This is a genomic window from Corynebacterium pseudokroppenstedtii, from assembly GCF_019754945.1.
Taxonomy (GTDB): Bacteria; Actinomycetota; Actinomycetes; order Mycobacteriales; family Mycobacteriaceae; genus Corynebacterium; species Corynebacterium pseudokroppenstedtii.
Genome location: NZ_JAEUWU010000002.1, coordinates 443,816 through 463,359 on the forward strand (window position 1 = coordinate 443,816; position 19,544 = coordinate 463,359).

The 19,544-nt window shown below is 58.7% G+C and carries 16 protein-coding genes and 1 riboswitch; of the genes, 12 read left to right on the plus strand and 4 right to left on the minus strand.

Annotated features, from left to right (window positions below; genetic code table 11):
• Window positions 1-273: 273 nt before the first annotated feature.
• From mvk to JMN36_RS04990, 6 genes are all read left to right on the plus strand, one after another.
• Window positions 274-1,347 carry a mevalonate kinase gene (mvk, locus tag JMN36_RS04965; protein ID WP_221923949.1) on the plus strand — a complete coding sequence of 358 codons (1,074 nt, stop codon included), beginning with the start codon at window positions 274-276 and terminating at the stop codon, window positions 1,345-1,347.
• Window positions 1,314-2,486 carry a diphosphomevalonate decarboxylase gene (gene mvaD / locus JMN36_RS04970; RefSeq protein WP_236881673.1) on the plus strand — a complete coding sequence of 391 codons (1,173 nt, stop codon included), beginning with the start codon at window positions 1,314-1,316 and terminating at the stop codon, window positions 2,484-2,486. The genes mvk and mvaD overlap by 34 nt, the downstream gene beginning before the upstream one ends.
• A 5-nt stretch (window positions 2,487-2,491) precedes the next feature.
• Window positions 2,492-3,691: a phosphomevalonate kinase gene (locus JMN36_RS04975; protein WP_204087771.1), complete on the plus strand. Its 1,200-nt coding sequence runs from the start codon at window positions 2,492-2,494 to the stop codon at window positions 3,689-3,691.
• Window positions 3,688-4,953, plus strand: coding sequence for an alpha-hydroxy-acid oxidizing protein (locus tag JMN36_RS04980; RefSeq protein WP_204087772.1), 1,266 nt, complete (start codon window positions 3,688-3,690; stop codon window positions 4,951-4,953). Before JMN36_RS04975 ends, JMN36_RS04980 begins: the two co-directional genes overlap by 4 nt.
• A 136-nt stretch (window positions 4,954-5,089) precedes the next feature.
• Window positions 5,090-6,199 (plus strand): hydroxymethylglutaryl-CoA reductase, encoded by a 1,110-nt coding sequence (locus JMN36_RS04985; protein ID WP_204087773.1) that lies wholly within the window; start codon window positions 5,090-5,092, stop codon window positions 6,197-6,199.
• 20 nt (window positions 6,200-6,219) lie between these two features.
• Window positions 6,220-7,389, plus strand: coding sequence for a hydroxymethylglutaryl-CoA synthase (locus JMN36_RS04990; protein WP_204088826.1), 1,170 nt, complete (start codon window positions 6,220-6,222; stop codon window positions 7,387-7,389).
• Here the strand turns inward: JMN36_RS04990 and JMN36_RS04995 are convergent.
• Complete coding sequence (locus tag JMN36_RS04995; protein WP_204087774.1) at window positions 7,386-8,477, minus strand: phosphatase PAP2 family protein; 1,092 nt, start codon at window positions 8,475-8,477, stop codon at window positions 7,386-7,388. The genes JMN36_RS04990 and JMN36_RS04995 overlap by 4 nt on opposite strands.
• 496 nt (window positions 8,478-8,973) lie before the next feature.
• On the minus strand, window positions 8,974-10,617 hold the full coding sequence (locus JMN36_RS05000; protein ID WP_221923950.1) for a hypothetical protein: 1,644 nt from the start codon (window positions 10,615-10,617) through the stop codon (window positions 8,974-8,976).
• A gap of 112 nt (window positions 10,618-10,729) precedes the next feature.
• Between JMN36_RS05000 and JMN36_RS05005 the strand changes: the two genes are divergently transcribed.
• The 5 genes from JMN36_RS05005 to JMN36_RS05025 all read left to right on the plus strand — a co-directional run bounded on the left by JMN36_RS05005 (window position 10,730) and on the right by JMN36_RS05025 (window position 15,473).
• Window positions 10,730-11,269 (plus strand): peptidylprolyl isomerase, encoded by a 540-nt coding sequence (locus tag JMN36_RS05005; RefSeq protein ID WP_012730722.1) that lies wholly within the window; start codon window positions 10,730-10,732, stop codon window positions 11,267-11,269.
• A gap of 165 nt (window positions 11,270-11,434) precedes the next feature.
• Window positions 11,435-12,271 (plus strand): rhomboid family intramembrane serine protease, encoded by an 837-nt coding sequence (locus JMN36_RS05010; protein WP_221923951.1) that lies wholly within the window; start codon window positions 11,435-11,437, stop codon window positions 12,269-12,271.
• Between the two features lie 55 nt (window positions 12,272-12,326).
• A riboswitch (cobalamin riboswitch) is annotated at window positions 12,327-12,551 on the plus strand.
• Window positions 12,552-12,816: 265 nt separating this feature from the next.
• Window positions 12,817-13,062: a CbtB domain-containing protein gene (locus JMN36_RS05015; RefSeq protein WP_204087777.1), complete on the plus strand. Its 246-nt coding sequence runs from the start codon at window positions 12,817-12,819 to the stop codon at window positions 13,060-13,062.
• 55 nt (window positions 13,063-13,117) lie between these two features.
• Complete coding sequence (locus JMN36_RS05020) at window positions 13,118-13,969, plus strand: CbtA family protein (RefSeq protein ID WP_204087778.1); 852 nt, start codon at window positions 13,118-13,120, stop codon at window positions 13,967-13,969.
• Window positions 13,970-14,864: 895 nt separating this feature from the next.
• Window positions 14,865-15,473, plus strand: coding sequence for a histidine phosphatase family protein (locus JMN36_RS05025; RefSeq protein WP_204087779.1), 609 nt, complete (start codon window positions 14,865-14,867; stop codon window positions 15,471-15,473).
• A 40-nt stretch (window positions 15,474-15,513) separates the two neighbouring features.
• Here the strand turns inward: JMN36_RS05025 and crgA are convergent, their stop codons facing one another.
• Entirely contained in the window at window positions 15,514-15,786 is a 273-nt protein-coding gene (gene crgA, locus JMN36_RS05030) for a cell division protein CrgA (protein ID WP_012730727.1), read from the minus strand.
• A gap of 250 nt (window positions 15,787-16,036) precedes the next feature.
• Window positions 16,037-17,683 (minus strand): LssY C-terminal domain-containing protein, encoded by a 1,647-nt coding sequence (locus tag JMN36_RS05035; RefSeq protein ID WP_204087780.1) that lies wholly within the window; start codon window positions 17,681-17,683, stop codon window positions 16,037-16,039.
• Between the two features lie 358 nt (window positions 17,684-18,041).
• Between JMN36_RS05035 and JMN36_RS05040 the strand changes: the two genes are divergently transcribed.
• Window positions 18,042-19,538 carry a methylmalonyl-CoA carboxytransferase subunit 5S gene (locus JMN36_RS05040; RefSeq protein WP_204087781.1) on the plus strand — a complete coding sequence of 499 codons (1,497 nt, stop codon included), beginning with the start codon at window positions 18,042-18,044 and terminating at the stop codon, window positions 19,536-19,538.
• Window positions 19,539-19,544 lie beyond the last annotated feature (6 nt).

The window sequence follows — 19,544 nt, forward strand, 5'->3', positions numbered from 1 at the left end:
CACGACAAACCCGTTACTCCGGGCTCGATTAGCCTCCTGAATCCACCAAGAAAAGCCCTGGGCCAGCTGGAGCGTCGTAGTCGATAAGAAACGAGGACTACTCTGAGTCGTGGTAGAGTAGCAGCGTTTGCCGTTGGCCACACTCGGCTGAGCCACGCCCGATGGGGTCTATGCCCAATGGGATTTGCCCGACGGGATCTGAGGAGGTTTGTCGGGTGCTGTAGTTAAGGTGGAGCGACGGCAGGGTTTGATTCATTCCGTATAGGAGCACTGGTGCAGCCACTGAGACATTCCGACGCAGACGTTATTACTTCCTCGCGTCGCAGCGAGGCTCCCGATTATGCACGTGTGAACGAGAGTCAACGGTATAAACAACCTGCGGAAGGGCCTCATTACTCCGCCTTGGCGGACGAGGCCAGGGGGTTCGGCCGCGCTCACGCCAAGATCATTCTGTTTGGCGAGCACGCCGTTGTCTTCGGGGAGCCGGCCATCGCGTTCCCCATGCAGTGCCTGACTCTGCGCGCCACGGCCGAGCCGTGTGATGGGGAATTGTGGCTGACCGCCAACAATTACGACGGTCCTCTTGCCGACGCCCCCACGTTCCTGTCCCCAGTCGGCGCCACGATTAAAGCCTGCCTGGACCTGCTTGAATACCCGCAGTCGGGGATGCACATTTCGTGCCGAGGCAACGTCCCGCCGGCACGCGGGCTCGGCTCCAGCGCAGCGGCGTCGGCAGCGATGGTGGATTCCATCATCGATTTCAGTGGCAAAGATGTCGACTACCACAGCCGATATGAACTTGTGCAGATCGGGGAGCGGGTCGCTCACGGTAGTGCGAGCGGCCTCGACGCCCACACCGTGCTGAACACCCACCCCGTGCTCTTCCAGGGCGGACGCAGCGAACCCATCACCGTCAGCCTCGGGTCGCCGCTCGTTGTCGCCGATACCGGACAACCAGGCGATACGCTCTCGGCCGTCCGGGGTGTCGACGAATTACGGCGCACCCACAAGAAGCGTTTTACCCGGAATGTCGACGCCATCCGTCACCACACCGTCGAAGCGCGGATTGACCTCGCTCTCGACGACCGGGCCTCCCTGGGTGAGCGGATGAACGCCGTCCATGAACACCTCGCTGACCTGGGCGTTTCCAGTCCTGAGCTCGAAAACCTTATCTCGGCTGCGCGGAATGCGGGGGCGCTTGGTGCGAAGCTCACCGGTGGCGGCCGGGGTGGTTGCATCATCGCGCTATCTAAAGACGAAAACCACGCGATCGCGTTGTCCGACGCACTCCGCGCCGCGGGTGCACGTCGCACATGGCTTATGCACCCCTCGGAGTTTCAACGGTGACCGCCACACACCCCAGCATGGGCGATATCGGGCCGATCACGCCTCACACCGCGCGAGCCACCGCCCACCCCAATATCGCGCTAGTCAAATACTGGGGTAAGCGCAACGCCGACTTAGTTCTGCCCGCGACCGGTAGTTTGTCACTGACGCTTGATATCTATCCCACAGATACCGTCGTCAACCCGGATCCGAGTCTGAACAGCGATATTTTCACGCTCAATGGTGAGCCAGCGCCGGGGACGCCGACGCACAGGGTTAGTGCATTCCTTGATTTGGTGCGTCAGCGCAGTGCGGAACAGGGCTCCGGCCAGGAGAAGCCCGAACTTGCGCACACGTACGCGCGGGTCAACTCCATCAACTCCGTGCCCACCGGGGCAGGGCTAGCGTCGTCGGCATCGGGATTTGCCGCGCTCGCCACCGCTGCATCGAAAGCCTACGGACTTTCCGGCGACCCGCGATCACTCTCGCGGCTAGCCCGCCGAGGCTCCGGGTCCGCCACACGATCCATCCTGGGTAACCTCGTCATCTGGCGCCCAGGCGACGGTGACGATGAACACGCTGACCTCACGTCGTACGCGGAAAGCGTCCCCGGCCCCGACCTTGCCATGGTCATCTGTGTCGTCTCGGGCGCACAAAAAGCCGTGTCGTCCCGCGTCGCCATGGCCGATACCATTCGGACATCGCCCTTCTTTGACGGGTGGGTGAGCAGCACGCAGCGCGACCTCGTCGATATGCAACAAGCCCTGGTTGAGGGCGACTACACGCGCGTCGGAGAAATAACAGAATCCAACGCACTGCGCATGCACGCGGCGATTAACGGCAACCGGCCATCCGTCCGGTACTTAGCGCCAACGTCGGTCGCCATTTTCGACGCCATCGCGCAGCTGCGGAACGACGGGTTGGAAGTGTACGGTACCGCGGACGCCGGGCCCAACGTCGTTGCGCTCTGTCAGGCTAAGGACCTCGACGCAACCCGTGCAGCCCTCCACGAACGGTTCCCCGACATCGAGCTCATTCCTGCTCGCGCGGGATCGGGGGCTCACCTGACGCCCATCGCGGAGACGGGCGGACATGAGCAGAACAGCGCAGACGGAGGACAACCCGCACAGGCTCACGACGCAGCGAACCGTCAGGAGTAACAGCCGTGACACAGACCTCCGTCCACGCCTCGGCACCCGGAAAGCTGTACATCGCCGGAGAATACGCGGTCGTCCACCCCGGACACGCCGCGCTACTCATCGCCGTCGACAGGTACGTGCACGTCACGCTCACGCCCACGGGCACCGAAGTCGGAACACTACGATCCGACGCGAGCGACCCCACGAAACCCGACGAAGCACCAGTTCACTGGGAAGCCAGCTCCGATCTCGCAGCAGCCGCCCGGTTCCACAGCGACGAGACCGGATTCCATAAATACGTCGCGGCTGCGGTCCTCACCGTCGAACGCTGGCGAGCAGAAAAACACCTTCCCACCAGCGGATACGATATTGACATCTCGAGCCACCTTGACGACGCCACGAGCGGCGCGAAATTCGGGCTCGGATCGTCAGCCGCAGTCACCGTCGCGACCGTCGCTGCCGCGGCCCGTCACCACGGACTACAGCCCACACCCGAACAGATCTACCGACTCGCGGCCATCGCAACAGTGCGGGTTACGACAAAAACATCGGGAGGCGACGTCGCTGCCAGCGCACTCGGCGGATGGGTCGAATACCGCTCGCCGGATCGAGCATGGCTGGAAGACCACGCCTGGGGTTCTGGTTCCCGCACGACAACAATCAGCGACCTGCTGACAGGGGAGTGGCCAGGTTTAGCACTCCGCCGCATCACACCCGCCGCGCCGGGAATCCAACTCAGCGTCGGCTGGACAGGAACCCCCGCCGACACCACCGAGCTCGTCGGGCACGTCGTCAAGAAAACCGCGTTACCCGACGACCTTCTCCAGCGAAGCGACGCAGCCGTCGGCGGTCTTGTTGAAGCGCTCACCAGCGACAATGGTGGACGTGAAGCTGATTCAGACGACAGGGCGACGTCGGCAACCGGGAACGCCGTTGCGCAAGCCCGACAGGTCTTAGGAGAGATCGCAACGCAACGAGGGGTGGCCATCGAAACCCCAGCGCTGCGCACGTTGATCACCACTGCGCTCGACGAGGGGTGGTGGGCGAAATCGTCAGGAGCAGGAGGGGGCGACTGCGGAATCGCGCTCGCCGCGCCGGGCGTCGACGCACACGCACTCCATGAGCGATGGACGGCGGCAGGAATCCGCCCTCTGAACTTGCATGTTTCGCCCACCGGAGCAGACATCGCCCCAGATGACACACCAACGGAAGGAGATGGGAAATGAGTGGCAGCCGGAAAGACGACCACCTGGCCCTAGCCGCCAGGCAACAACGCGAGGCTCACGGCGAACCTCCACAGCCCACCGACGCCACATCCCAAGCTCCCGACGACGCATCCTCCGTATCCTCACCCCGCCCTGCCGGGAGTGACTCGACATATTGTGCGTGGGACGACGTCCGCATCCTCCACCACTCCTTGGCCGGAATAGACCCAGGTCAAGCTGATATTTCCACCAACATCCCGACGGATCGCAGCGGTAGAAACACGAGCAGCGGCGTGCACACAGCACAGCCGCTGCACTGGGGACTGCCGTTCTACATCAACGGGATGACCGGAGGATCCGAACTCACCGCAGGAGTCAACCGCGTCCTCGCCGAAACCGCGGCACGCACCGGAATCGCCGTCGCCACCGGCTCCATGTCCATCTTCCTGCGCGAACCCGACACCCTCCCCACCTTCCGCATCCTCCGCGACCGCAACCCTCACGGCACCGTGTGGGCAAACCTCAGTGCCGACGCCACACCCGACGACGCCGCCCGAGTTGTCGACGCCCTCCAGGCCGACGCCCTCCAAATCCACGTCAACGCCGTGCAAGAAACCGTCATGCCGGAAGGCTCGCGCGGCTACGCCTCCTGGCCACGCAACATCGAAGCCATCGTTAACGCGCTCGAGGTCACCCACACGCCGGTCATCGTTAAAGAAGTTGGCTTCGGCATGACCCGGAACACACTCCAGCAGCTCCATGACCTGGGCGTATCCATCGCCGACGTCTCCGGCCGCGGAGGAACCAACTTCGCGCGCATCGAAAATGACCGACGATCCGACCGGGATTTCTCGTACCTCACCGGGTTCGGACAATCCGCCGCATTCTCCCTTCTCGACGCGACCACCGCGGACCTCGACACGTTGCCCACACTCTTCGCTTCAGGCGGAGTTCGGCAACCCTACGACGTCCTCCGAGGTCTCGCCCTCGGAGCTGACGCCGTGGGCGTCGCTGGAACGTTCCTTCACACCGCGTTGAGCACCGGCGTGGGGGACGCCGTCCGCTCGCCACAGGAACGCGCCCAAGGCGTCGACGCCGCCGTCGACGCGCTGACCAGCCAAATCAACCGGTGGGCGGAGCACCTTCAGGCGCTCTACGAAATGGTCGGCGCAACCAGCACGAGCGACCTGCACAACACCGACGCCCTCATCACTGGGCCCCTGGCGGAGTCGGCTCGCGCGCGTGGGATTGATCTCACCACCGTCGCCAACCGTCGTCGATAAAACTAATGATTGGTACGCACGTTTTAGCCAGGCTCCGTCGAGAGCAACAATTTAAAAACAATTCACGAATAAGGGCTCAGATAAGGCCCCAAATAAACACCTGACAACACATTTACGAATAAGAAGAGGAAACGTAATGAGGGACAATTTATATGCGCCTATCCCCATGTCATGGATCGGCCCCGTCCACATCTCAGGCAATGTTGTTTCGGGGGAGACAGCGGGATGGAACTCCGAGGAGGACACGCAAACCCCGGAATCTGGTGCCAGCTACGAAGCCGTCTCCATTCCCATGGCGACCTACGAAACGCCACTCTGGCCATCCGTCGGCCGCGGGGCAAAAGTATCGCGCTACGTCGAAGGCGGAATCCGCGCCACACTCGTCGACGAGCGAATGACACGATCCGTGTACTTCGAAGCCCCCAACGCCGGAGTCGCCCTTCGTGTGGCCACCGAACTCGACCGGCGTCGCGATGAGCTGCAGGCTGTCGTCGCTCAGGCATCTCGTTTTGCCAAGCTCATCGATCTGCACGTCCAATACGCCGGAAACCTCCTCTTCGTTCGATTCGAATTCACCACCGGGGACGCCTCCGGCCACAACATGGTCACCCTCGCCTCCGACAACCTCATGCCGTGGATCCTCCAGCAATACCCGGAACTGCGCTACGGATCGATCTCCGGCAACTACTGCTCCGACAAGAAAGCCACCGCAGTCAACGGCATCCTCGGGCGTGGAAAGAACGTCGTCACTGAAATGCTCATCCCGCGCAACGTCGTCAAGGAACGACTCAAAACGACACCGGAACAGATCGCGAACCTCAGCGTCCGGAAGAACCTGGTCGGCACCACCTTGGCTGGCGGGTTGCGCACCGCGAACGCGCACTATGCCAATATGCTCCTGGGCTTTTACCTGGCAACTGGGCAAGACGCGGCCAACATTGTCGAGGGATCGCAGGGCATCACCCATGCCGAAGTGCGTGACGGAGACCTCTACTTCTCATGCAACCTCCCCAACCTCATTGTGGGTACAGTAGGGAACGGCAAAGGCCAGGGCTTGGAGGTTGTCGAAGAAAACTTGCGACGCCTCGGATGCCGTGAAGACCGCCCAGCGGGGGATAACGCACGCCGACTTGCAGTACTGTGTGCGGCATCTGTTTTCTGCGGCGAACTATCACTGCTGGCCGCACAAACGAATCCGGGCGAACTGATGGCCGCCCACGTGAAAATTGAAAGGAAAGGCGAGTGAACGCACCCGTGAACACAGCTGTGAACCCCATTGGCATCCATGACATCACTTTCGCCACGGGACACCACAGCTTCGCCCTCGAAACCCTAGCCGACAAACACGGGATCGACGTGGGCAAGTTCCACAAAGGCATCGGCCAAGAGATCATGAGCCAGCCCGCTGCCGACGAAGACATCGTCACCATGGCAGCCACCGCCGCCAAGCGGATTATCGACCGCAACGGAACCGACGGAATCCGTACTCTTCTCTTCGCTACCGAATCTGGCGTTGACCAGTCCAAATCCGCCGGCGTGTACGTTCACGGGCTCCTCGGCCTTCCCGCCCAGGTGCGAACCATCGAAATGAAACAGGCGTGCTACTCCGGTGTCGGTGCGCTGCAAGTCGCGCTGGGGATCGTCTCCCGTAACCCGCAGGAAAAAGTGCTGGTTGTCGCCTCCGACGTTGCGCGCTACGACCTCAACTCGGGCGGTGAGCCCACTCAAGGCGCGGCAGCGGCTGCGTTCCTGGTCCAGGCCAACCCCGGCATCCTGGCCGTCGAGCCGGCATCCGGCGTGTACACCTACGATGTGCAGGACTTTTGGCGGCCCAACGACCGGCACACCGCCCTGGTTGACGGCAAACTTTCCATCGACGCCTACCTCGACGCCGTTCGCGGAGCCTACGACGACTTCATCGATCACGGTGGGGCCGACTTCGCCGCGATTGACCGCTTCTGCTACCACCAGCCGTTTACGAAGATGGCGGTAAAAGCGCACATGGCGTTGCGCGAGCATGTGGGTCTATCAGCGGATAAAGCCGAAACAGCCGCCGAACTCGAGACCACCATGCACTACAACCGCATGATTGGTAACTCCTACACGGCATCCGTGTTCCTGGCATTAATGTCGTTGCTCGAGACCGAATCCGACGACCTCGCCGGAAAGCGCGTCGGCGTCCTGTCCTACGGGTCCGGTGCGGTTGCCGAATTCTTCACCGGCACCATTGTCGACGGATACCAAAAGCGGCTCCACGCCGATGAGCACAAGAAAGCGCTGGATTCACGCGAGCCGCTCACCTACGACGCTTACCGCGATCTTCACCCCGGAACGCGTGTAGCCGACATTACGGATTACGACACACCGGAGGTCACCGATGCGCCATTCCGTTTTGCCGGCGTGAAAGACCACTCGCGGATTTACCAGCGTCGCTAGGAAGTGCGAACCGGCGTACCAGCGTCGTTAGTAATGGTGGTGGAATTCAAACGGCTGGCGACCCACGTCGTCAACCACAATCCGACCAAAATGAGGCCGTAGGTCAGGATGAAACTGGCGACCGTGTCAGTAGCCCAGTGGGCACCGATGATCACGCGGCTGGCAGCCATGAGAATTCCCCACACCGTTCCGACCCACAGCGCAATCCGCCAGGCTTTGCCACCGAGCGGGCGCAACACGATAGCCAAGGCTGCAAGAGTGGTGCCCTCTTGAGTGTGGCCCGACGGGAACGAGCGGTGTCCATTAGGCAAATTGATGTGATACCACGGCTGATAGGGGCCTTTACCAGCATCAACCTCATAGGGGCGGAACCGACCCCACAGGCTCTTCATCCCGTCGTTCACCCCGTGCCCAGCCCACACAATCGCGAGCATAATCACAGCCGAGATCGCGATCAGGCGCAAAGTCTCAGCCGACAAATTCCGAACCAGTAGCCACGCCACGATCGAAATGATGATCAGAAGGACAATATCCATAAACATGGCGGGGGCGAATTGCGACCAGGTCATCGTGTCCGAATCATCATTATTGGCGACGCCGATCGGGGTGCCAGCCGCAAGGTTTGCGCTCCACGACCGACGATACGACTCAGCCTGCTCTGACCAGCCAAGGACCGACAGGAAACTCGCCCATGTGAGCAAAATGCTGCCCAGCCCCCGCGCGATCCCCGGAAGAGAGGAACGGAGGAGGCATCCCGCGAGGACCTGCATAGCCAGCGCACTCAGCACCGCCGGAGGGAACTCGCCATAGGACTGGAACAGTGTGCCGAACACGCTGTCATGATTGATGACAGCATCGCTGACCTGCTTGTCAGTGAACGTGAAGATAATCAGCAAGACGGTGGCCACGCCGAGTAACGCGGTGACCGCCGTGGTATTGACGCCACCCCCGTCGTGTTGACGACGTGGGGTCGTGCCCGGGTTGTGGCCTGGCGGGGGAGTGGTGCGAGCCGCATCCGGCTGCGGTGATGACGTCCAGGCCTGGCTGTCATCGGCCTGGTGAGTGGGGAGACTAGGTGCTTGTGCCATACGTATGGTGTATCAAGCTTCTTTAACGTCCCACTGACGTAAACATGAACACTAAGTGAAGCTCGGGGGAAACAATGGCGGGTGGTGATGTGCCGCACCGCCTTTTGTCGTATAACCCCAGGAAGAACCCAATTCCTGGGGCGCGAAGCACCGACGCACGGAACAAGGAGCCGGTAGACGGAAAACTGCGGGGGAATGCTGCACCTGGAGCCCAAAAGTGTGCGGGGATATGCGTCCTCAAATAAAAGTGCGGGGGAATATGGTCAATTTTCGGCCATTTTTCGCCCATATTCCCCCGCAGTTTTCACCACCGACCCCTATATGCCCCAGCAGTTTTCCCGCACGCGGACACAATTTCGTCGTATAACACAAAAACCCGCCATACGCCGGAGCGATATGGCGGGGAACCCGACCACCTAGGAAACCTTCCTAGACGGTGGATCAGGTGATGGATCGGGCATTGGATCAGGGGTTAGACCCGACCGTGAAGATAGCCCTATTTCTTGTCGTCCTTCAGGGCGTGGCGGCCGGTTCCATTCTGGGAGTTGCCCTTACCATTGTTGCCCTTCTTCTGGCCACCGTTGTTCTTCGGTGCGCTGGGCTTCTGAGCACCATTGTTCTTGGACGCATTGCCCTTGCTAGAACCCTTACCAGCTTTAGCCTTGGCACTCGGTGCCTGAGGAGCGCTGTTCTTCGGCGCACTGTTCTTGGGAGCGGACTTCTTGCCGTCAGACTTCTTGGCGTCCTTGGCCTTCTTCTCCGCCTGAGCCTTGACGTCCTTAGCTTCCTTCTTCAGGTCTTCCGCCTTATCCTGAGCGGCTTTCTTGACCTCGTCGGCCTTGTCGTCGGCGCGGGAAGCGGCGTCTTTGGCATCAGCTTTAGCCTGCTCGGCTTTATCTGCAGCCCGGTCGGCAACGTCGGAAGCAGCAGCCTTAAGGTCCTCCGCCTTGTCCTTGGCGGCATCCTTCAGCTCTTCAGCCTTGCTCTGGGCAGCTTTCTTAACCTCGTCGGTTTTCTCCTTGGCTTGATCGGCCTTCTCCGCCGCCGCGGCCTGAGCGTCGTCCTTAGCGTCGGCTGCCTTCTCCTTGGCATCCTCCACTTTGTCCTCTTTGCTGTCGGCAGAGGAGTCCGACGTCGGGGTTTCCGTCTTGTACACCAAGCGGGGCTCGTCGTTGTTCTTCGGCGGTTCCGTCGATACGTTCTTGGAGGAACGAGACTTGTACGTTGCCCATCCGCCGGCAACGAGTGCAACGAACAAGACGATAAATAAAGGCTTCTTGCTGCGCTTCGTCTTCTTCCCAGCCGCTTGATCCAGTGAATCGGTCACGGAGTCGGGCAGACGATCGCTGACGGAATCAGGCAGGTTGTTTGATGCAGCGGCTGCAACGTTGCTGGCGGTCTCTGCAGCTTTGCCCCGCACGTCGGACGCGGTGTCCTGGGCTTTTCCGGCGAACTCGCTCGCTTTGTCTGAAGCCTTGTCCGCAAACTCGCTGGCCTTGTCAGTGGCCTTGTCCGCAAACTCTGCGGCCTTCTTCTGGAAAGCCTCAGCGCGCTTCTGAAGAGCATCGGCCTCCTTAGCGTTCTGCTTACGGGCCTTGGAGGCTTTCTTATCCGCCTTCTTCTGAACTTTCTTAGCTTTCTTTTCTGCCTTGGCGCGGGCTTTATTTAACTTCTTGCCAGCTTTATCCGCTTTGTCTGATGCAAGGTCATAAGCGCGTTCGCTCTCTTCGCGGATGCGATCAACGACAGCCACGGCAGTGGGGTTCGCTGAAGCGCGCAGCTGCTCCAGAGTGGACTTCTTCTTTGACATGGCCGAGTTCTCCTTGGATGAGCTTTGGGAGGACGCTTTCTTGTCCTTCGTCTTCTCTTGCTTTTTAGCTTTTTTAGCCGCTTTCTTGTCCTTCTTCCCCTTAGCCTCGGAGGAATTATCAGAGGACGAATCGTTGGCGTTCTTATCTACCTTACCGTTATCGCCCTGACCACGCGGTTTCCCGGGGTTGGATTCCTTCGCTTTTGCGTATTCAACAAGGCGCTCGACGGGGTCGAAGTCGCGAGCTTCCTTATTGTCTTTTCGCTGTTTGCGGGCGTCGGAGAGGTTGCGTGCCGCGCGCAAAAACATGGTTGTGTCCGAGGAGTTCATGGTTCTTCCTTATCGGTTCCTTACCGGTTTCTTGGTCAGGGGCGGATCTTTATAACGTGTCTTTTACTACTGTAGTGGGGTGAGGGGGCGGTTCGTCTAGTAACTACGTACAATGAGTGTCGTGAGTACGCAGAAGACAGCAACCGCGATTTTGCACACTAATCGCGGCGATATTTCTATCGACCTCTTCGGTAATCATGCTCCCCAGACCGTCGATAATTTTGTCGGGTTGGCTAAGGGCACGAAGGATTACTCGGAGCGCAATGCTTCGGGTGGAGAAGAGGGCCCGTTCTACGATGGCGCAATTTTCCACCGTGTCATCGATGGTTTCATGATCCAGGGTGGGGATCCGACGGGAACAGGCCGTGGTGGCCCCGGTTACCGCTTTGGTGACGAATTCCACCCTGAACTGCAGTTTGACCGCCCGTACCTGTTGGCCATGGCGAACGCCGGCCCGGGTACCAACGGTTCCCAGTTCTTCATCACCGTCGCACCGACGCCGCACCTGAACAACCACCACACCATTTTTGGTGAGGTCACCGATGCGGATTCTCAGAAGGTCGTCGACACGATCGCGGAAACAAAGACCGATCGCTTCGACCGTCCGCTGGACGACATCGTGATTGACTCCGTGGAGATCGTCGAGAACTAGTTTGTCCCGCCGGCTAGATTGAGCCGCCGGCTGTGTGTCGTCGGCAATCTATTTAGTACCGATCTATCTAGTACCGACGATTAACGACGAGTAATGCGGCGACCGTGTCAGTACCGGTAGCGTTCCGGTACGTGTACTGCGTTGGTACGTGTAACGTGTGATGACGTGCTGACCCGGACGATTCGCCAAACCCCTGTGACCTCGGGCGCGCTGATTGCCTGCATCGTTGTGTACCTGGTGACCGTTGTGCAATCCGGGTCCCTGGAGGGCAACACGCGTGAATCGTCCTTAGCGGCGTCCTGGTGGCTGTATCTACCCGCGCTGACGCCCGACAACGAAGCTCTCCTCCGTGGTCTGACTTTCAGTTTTCTCCACTCCGGTTTGACGCATCTCTTGTTCAATGGGGTGATGCTGTGGGTGTTCGGGGTCGGCATCGAGCGCACCTACGGTTCGCTGGCGATGGCGATCATTTTTGCGGGCACAAGCTACGGATCGGCCGCCATGATCCAGTGGCGCGACCCCCTGTCCCTGACCGTGGGGGCATCCGGAGTGATCTATGGCCTGATGGCCGTTGCCGCAGGCATGTATCTGAACAATAAACCGCAGATGAGGGCGCTTATCGTCCTCATTGTGGTGAACTTGGGGTATTCATTAATCACTCCGGGCATCTCCTTGTGGGGGCACATTGGGGGATTGCTGACGGGTGCCCTGATGGCCGTCGCGATCTACGGAGCACAGATTGTGACCGGCGTTCGCGGGCCAGGCCGACGTGTGGGACGGTTCGTCGCTGCTGGTCTAGGCACCGCGGGTATGGCGCACGGTGTTGGTTCGATGTCGAGTGGCACCTCATTGCTCGGTGGTGCTGGAGGCGCCATGATGGGTGCCGGTGGATCGCAGCGAAGGCTTATCGCGCGATTGTCAGCGTCGGTAGCTGTGTTTGTGGTCGGTTGTGGAGCGATGGTGGTCTACATCGCGCAGGTTCACTCCGCACTGGGGGTATAAATTCTCGAATTGGGTGTATTTCCCGACGAAAATCGGCAGCTGGGCTACCAAAAGGTGAGGATGGGGTCTACAGTTGTTGTGTACAAGACGATGAGGAACCCGGTGAGAATCCGGGGCGGTCGCGCCACTGTGACTTCGTTAGCGGTTGGGCAGTACGCCTGGTCAACCTGGTCGTTCCAGGAAGGGACAGCCCGATTATTGGATCTGCTGGGGTGAAAACTCCAGGTTGGGATCGCGCTTAACGAAGCAGCCAGATACTCGCGTTTTGTATTTACTTTCTTTGTTACGCGTCATATCAAAAGGAGTTGCTGCTGTTGGCTAAACTATATTCTTTTCTCTTGTGAAAGCAGGCGGAGGTTAACTCACGCCCATCACAAATTCTCAAACTAGGAAAATTCTTTTCTTCTAGTGTTGTTACTCCATAACGAAACGCCCAGGCAGGCGCGTGGTCTCGTATGCCAGGGCGTTTCTTCACTTTCATAATTGAGGTCTACACTCGCGTAAGAATACGCATTGTTTATTTTCCGGAAGAGGAAGTATTTGTTATGACCGATTCATCACTTCATGCTGCTCAGCAAGCATCGTCATCTCGGACGTCGGCACGTTCACTTGCAGAGGCCATTGATGTTCCTTCGTCATTTGTGTGGTTGTTCTCTGCACTGGTCATTGGTCTGTTGGTGTACTACTTCATTGGTATTGACCAGGGTGCGACCAGCGTCTTCGGTAACGACATGCACATCCACGAGTGGGTGCACGATTCCCGCCACTTCTTGGGATTCCCCTGCCACTAATCTTCGCGTCATCACCAGGTTTTTCCTGGTGCACGCCCATATTTGGAGTTAAAAAATGGAACGCCAATTCGTTCTACGTTGCGGGGGATTCGGTTTACTGGCCGGACTTTTGTCCTTCATTTTCGCCAAGCTGTGGGCAGAGCCCATCATCAGCCGAGCCATCGATTACGAAAGCGGACGTGACGAGGCCCAAGAGGCCCTCGATAAAGCAGCTGGTATCGCCACGGGTGGCGATGAGACCGAACTGTTCAGCCGCTCAATTCAATCGACCGTGGGAATCGGTACTGGCATGGTCTTGATGGGGCTTGCCCTCGGCTTGCTGTACGCGGTTGTGTTCAGCCTTTACCTTCGGTATGCCAAGCCAACCAACATTCGTGGTGCGGCTATCGGCGTTGCAGCCGCCATGTTTGCCTGCCTCTATGTCGTGCCCTGTTTGAAGTATCCGGCGAATCCGCCCGCCGTCGGTAACCCGGACACAATTAAACAGCGCACATGGCTTTTCCTTACGATGATTATCGCGTCTGTGGTCGTCATGATCGGGGTAGTTTTCCTGCACAAGGTTCTGTCCACGCGCATGGATTCGTGGGTTGCTTTCCTCATTTCGGCTGTTGTTTTCGCGGTCATCATGTACGCGTTTAGCCGGTTGCTGCCGTCGTTGGGACATTTGCATGCCGACATCGACGAGTTCGGCCGACACAACTCTGAGACGCCTCGCCCGCTGACAGACCCGGACGGGAAGATCGTGTACCCAGGGTTCCCTGCCGATGACCTGTACTATTTCCGCGTCTACTCATTCATGGCCCAGTGCATCCTTTGGGGCGTTATCGGATTTGGCACCGCGTTGGTGTCTAAGAAGGCCATTCATAAAGCCGCTGTTCAGGCGGAAAAAGAAAAAGTCGCGGCCTAAAATTAGATCCCGCAACCGTTTCGCGTAGCTATGTAGTGCAATGCGTAGCTACGCGTTGTCATATTGGTAGATATATCGTGTGTACCGGTATATCTGTGGGATCATCGGGATTTGTGACCTGTCTGTTCCGATACCGGCCGGCACACAGCTATTTAGGCGCCAACATAGCTTGCAGACAAACGACGAAGACCTTATTGTGAGAAATAGCACCACCGTATGGTGGTGGTTTAAAAAGTAGGCCACCGCGCTGCTACACGATGACCTACTCGGGGCAAACCCCTCTTAGCAGAGCTTCTCGCTCAAATCGAATAAAGCTGCTAAGTGGCCAGCCAAAGGCCCATATTTTAAAGCCAGGGCGAGGATCCGTACGATCACGGCCCTGGCTTTGCTTATGCCTTCCAGCCAGCCTTCACGGCCTCTGGGAACAGGTTTCCTATCCACACCATCACCTCCTTCCGTTAAATTGGAGGTCCCCTTCATCGCTGATAGGAGGCCCCACGTGCTTCACGCGGGACAGCCGCGCAGCAACGAAAGGGGGCTTGACAACACGTCAAGGCCGAAAGTGACCATAGCAAATTCGAACGCCCCATTGCCGGCCATGAGAAGTGGGATTGAACAGCAATGGAAACAGGGCATGTGTGCCCATACGCCTTCACATGCCCGCTAGCCAGCTCGCTAACATGCGCTGGGCTGCGGTACGCCGAAGATCACTTTCCGTTCTTGAGATGAAGGAATCTCACTGCACCGCCAGGGGCCACCAGCCCGGCACCAAGGTCCTAGAGAGCATGCAGTGACCGCGTGACCATGCCACCACCACAATCGCCAATTGGGGATACGTTGTATCGATGGAGAAGCCGCCTCGTGGTGGGACGCTCTCAGTGGGATAATCCTTAGTATGAGGCGTTTTTATCGGCAGAGTCGCACCACCATCCGCGTGGTGCGACTCATCGTTGTCTCGGCACCGCTTGCGAGCACGCATCTGCCGCGGTTCGCGTCGTCAGAAGACACAGTTCGGTGGGCAGAGTACCGGCACACGCTGCGTCGTTACGAGGAATTCAGTGATATTAACGACGCGGGTCCGGACACGGAAGACGCGGCCGAATCCACCTCTTCGCGCGTTTTCGTCGGCAACCCTGGCCCCTGGGACGTGGGGGAGTGGGCGGGAAAGCCTTTGCCTCTTGTGTCGCCAATGAAGATTGCGCAGTGGAGGAAAAACCCGGACTACGTCGGGCACGGTGGGGAATCGCTACGCACCTATATCGACCGCGTGGCGAAGTGGGCTGACGAGCTGAAACCAGGGGAATACGTCACGGTCAGCGACCAATCGCTGGGGCGCGCCCTACTCGTCCATGCCCTGGACGCCTCGCCCGACGCCTTTTGGCGCTGCGATATTCCCCCCGAGTGGCAGATGCGATTCCACCGTCGGCGCAGCGGTGACAAAGAAATGTGGACTCTCCGCGGCCTTGCATCCGTCGATCCGGCGTCGTCGGGAATGCTGCGATAATGCTGCGATAAATCCGTTAGGGGACGTTAAACAGATGTGCCTATTTCCATCCCATAGTCATTAAGAGTCCGACGACGAAGAGCCCGAAACCGATGGCGTAGTTCCATGCATTGAGGTCCTGCATGAACGGGATTTGCGGCCCAGCGATGTAGTTGACCACCAGCCATAGAAGCCCAGCAATGATGAAGCCGAACATGATGATGCGGTACCACAGCGGGGTGGACGCGTTGTTGAGCTTGACCGGGGTACGGGTGGACGTCGATGACGACGCGGGCCTCGACTCTGAGGACTCAGTTACCTTTGACTTCGGCATATCAACCTTTCTGACTCCGCGTGGCAGCGCACGAACGATGGTGTTGTCTGCCATGCAAGGTTAGGGGCAGCGCATACATCGGCGGTATGTGGCCCTGTTACACGATGTCATGGACTTCGACATAACAGCTTTAGCGTCACCATAATACGGTAATGCTGGTGAAACCACTGACACGGTGCCGGTAGAGCGGCGATATGACGACGCTTGAGAAGCCCCGCGATGCCATAACCGTCGTCAATCGTCGTCGCGTCTACCGAGAATGATCATCAATCGGCAGATGAATTTTCCTCACCGGGCCCCACACGGCGGCGGGTTCGTGGCCACGTATCCAGTTGCGAACGTCGTCGGAAGACAGTGCTAGCAGGGCAATAATGGTCGCTGTTGTGAGCAGCAAGTTGTTGTGGCCAGCTGCGATCATGCGCATCCCATTGCGATCAAGGATTGAGATCACGATGGCAATGGTGAGGAATAGCATCAGAGCGTCGCGCGCGTGAGTAAATCCGCCGAGCGTGAGCAGAACCAGAATCAGGGTGCCCAGTGTTAATAAGCCGACGTACCACTGCGTCGCGACGTAGGCGGTGTGGTGGCTGAAACCCATGTTCTGTAAGGCGCCGGGGATAAAACGGTGCTGATCCGCTTTGTACAGCAGGACGACACTTTGCCATGCAACGACGAGGAATAGCATCCCCATGGACAGCATCAGGTTCGGTGGCCGCGGTGTGCGTCGCACGTTCTTGGGACGCCGAGCAGCACGTTCTTCGTCGGAAATATCGTCGTCGTAGTGCGTGGATGCCCGGCCTGTGTAGCGAGTTCCGTTAATGGTCGAGTCCATATTGTCCGAACTGTGTGCTGTGACCGGCTCAGCATCGCTGCTTTCCTCGACGGTGTTTTCCGCTTCGGCGTTTTCCTCGGCGTCGTTCTCGGTAATTTCCGACGGGTTGTCGCTCTTAGCGGTGGCCTCCTCGATCTCGTCGGGCAGCTCCTCGGGCGCTTTCTCCTCCGCACGAGCACTGTCGTCACCGGATGAACCCGGGCGCAACCCGACCCGACTGACGTCGACAATGGGAAGATCACCGTCAGTGTGTATTTTGTCGCCACCGCCGTTGACATGGTGATAGCCCGTCGAGAAATCCTCAATCATGGATACCGAACTCTCGGGGACATAAGAACGAACGGTCGAGACGACGTGGTCGCGTTCCCTATCGATATCGGCAGCAATGCGATGGGTTACTTGTAAGGTGAAAAAACTAACGCCGACGGCCGTGTCATAACTAGCGGAACCGACCCAGTCCACGCGGTGGCCACCGGGGAGCGGCCAGTCTTTGGGGCATCGCCAGAGCCGAATGTGGTGTCGTCGGGAAGGAGAACCATCCACTTCCTGCTGGTAGGCGAGGTCTTGCTCACGATCGAAGAGGATCAGCGGACTCACCGGCGCCGCTGGATAGGACGCGCGAGTAATGGAGCTCCAGACAATTTTTGCCGACGACCGAAACGTCACCGGATCTGCCAACGTCCAACCCGCTTCGGTCATCGAGCGGTGGAGCTGCTCGGCAGTGCCGTCGAACGCGATATTGACCGGATCGCCCAGTAATCCATCCGAAGTCCGAGTGCGCCCGATGAAGTAATTGGGGACGTAAATTCGCGTCAAAATTCGATGAAGCCGGGGGAGAGTGAGATAAGCAATCACACCCCACGCAGGAATGATCAACAACAAACGAAAATCTAAAACAAAACTAAGTTTGAAGTATTCCCCCGCTAACCAAATGGCAGCTAAACCCGCCAGCAGGAAGAATGTGTTATCGATCCGCTTTTCCCGCGGTGTGCGGGAAGACAACTTGCGCAACGACGTCAAATCACTGGCATGCGACCACATCGACGACAAAGATGGCATAGCCATACCCTAGTAAAACCACGTGCGCTCCGTAATAATCAACCGCATGGGAATCGCAAATTCCCCGCGGAGGAATCAGACACGCAGAAAACAGCGGGTGTATATGCCGGAATGTGATCAATTGCTCCCGAACGTGATTGAAGATAAGCACAATGCCTGTTTCCGGTGCGTATCGCCCCCGGAACGGGGTACCGTTGTCGCATAAAAACAGCAACGCACCGTCGCAAACCTGAATAATTATGACGAGAAAGGACGCGACGCTCCCCTCCAAGTTGGGTTAATCACTGTTCAAGTCCAAGAGTGCGGTAAGTCACGACGGTGAGCTGTGGTGCAACAGCCAACAAATCGGCTTAACGTAGTGGCCATGACCACGCGAAAAATTGGAGTGACCGAACTGGCTCTGCGTGATGCTCACCAGAGCCTCATGGCAACACGCATGGCCCTCGAAGACATGGTCGATGCCTGTGAGGATATAGATAAAGCCGGGTACTGGAGCGTGGAATGCTGGGGCGGCGCAACCTTCGACGCCTGCATCCGCTTCCTGAACGAAGACCCGTGGGAGAGACTGCGCACCTTCCGCAAGCTCATGCCCAACTCACGCCTTCAGATGCTGCTTCGTGGCCAGAACCTTCTGGGATACCGTCACTACGAGGACGGCGTCGTCGATAAGTTTGTTGAAAAATCCGCTGAAAACGGCATGGATGTCTTCAGGGTTTTCGACGCGCTCAACGACCCCCGCAACCTCGAGCACGCCATGCAAGCCGTGAAGAAAGTAGGCAAGCACGCGCAGGGCACCATCTGCTACACCGTGTCCCCGCTACACGACGTGCAGGGCTACATTGATCTAGCAGGGCGTTTGCTGGATATGGGCGCGGATTCGATCGCGCTCAAAGACATGGCCGCGCTGCTCAAACCGCAGCCCGCCTACGACATCATCCGTGGCATCAAGGACACCTACGGCGAAGATACACAGATCAACGTCCACTGCCACTCCACCACCGGCGTCACGATGGTCACCCTCATGAAGGCCATTGAAGCCGGTGCGGATGTCGTCGACACCGCCATTTCCTCCATGTCACTCGGGCCAGGGCATAACCCCACCGAGTCTCTCGTCGAAATGCTCGAAGGAACCGACTACGAGACCGGGCTTGACATGGATCGGCTCATTAACATCCGCGACCACTTCAAGACAGTGCGCCCGAAGTACGCGGAGTTTGAGTCGAAAACACTGGTCAACACCAATATTTTCCAATCGCAGATTCCGGGCGGAATGCTCTCCAACATGGAATCGCAGCTCAAAGCCCAGGGCGCGGGCGACCGTATCGACGAGGTGATGAAAGAAGTCCCCGTCGTTCGGAAGGCAGCCGGATACCCGCCGTTGGTGACGCCATCGTCACAGATCGTCGGCACTCAGGCCGTGTTCAACGTGCTGATGGGCCGCTACAAAGTGCTCACGGCTGAATTCGCCGACCTCCTCCTCGGATACTATGGCGAAGCCCCAGGTGAGAGGGATAAAGACCTCATCGAGCAAGCCAAGAAGCAGACCGGCAAAGAGCCCATCACCGAGCGCCCCGCTGACCTCCTTGAACCCGAATGGGACAACCTCGTTGAGGAAGCTGACAAACTCGACGGCACCGACGGGTCCGACGAAGACGTCCTCACCAATGCCCTGTTCCCGCAGGTCGCGCCGGGATTCTTCAAGACTCGCCCCGACGGCCCGAAGAACGTCGGCAAGACCAAGGAGCAGCTCGAGCGCGAAGAGGCGAAGGCCTCCGGCGACGCCACTGCCATCCGCGAACCGATTACGTACAAAGTCACCACAGGCGGCCGCAGCCACACTGTCTCCGTGGAACCCGCATAAACCAGT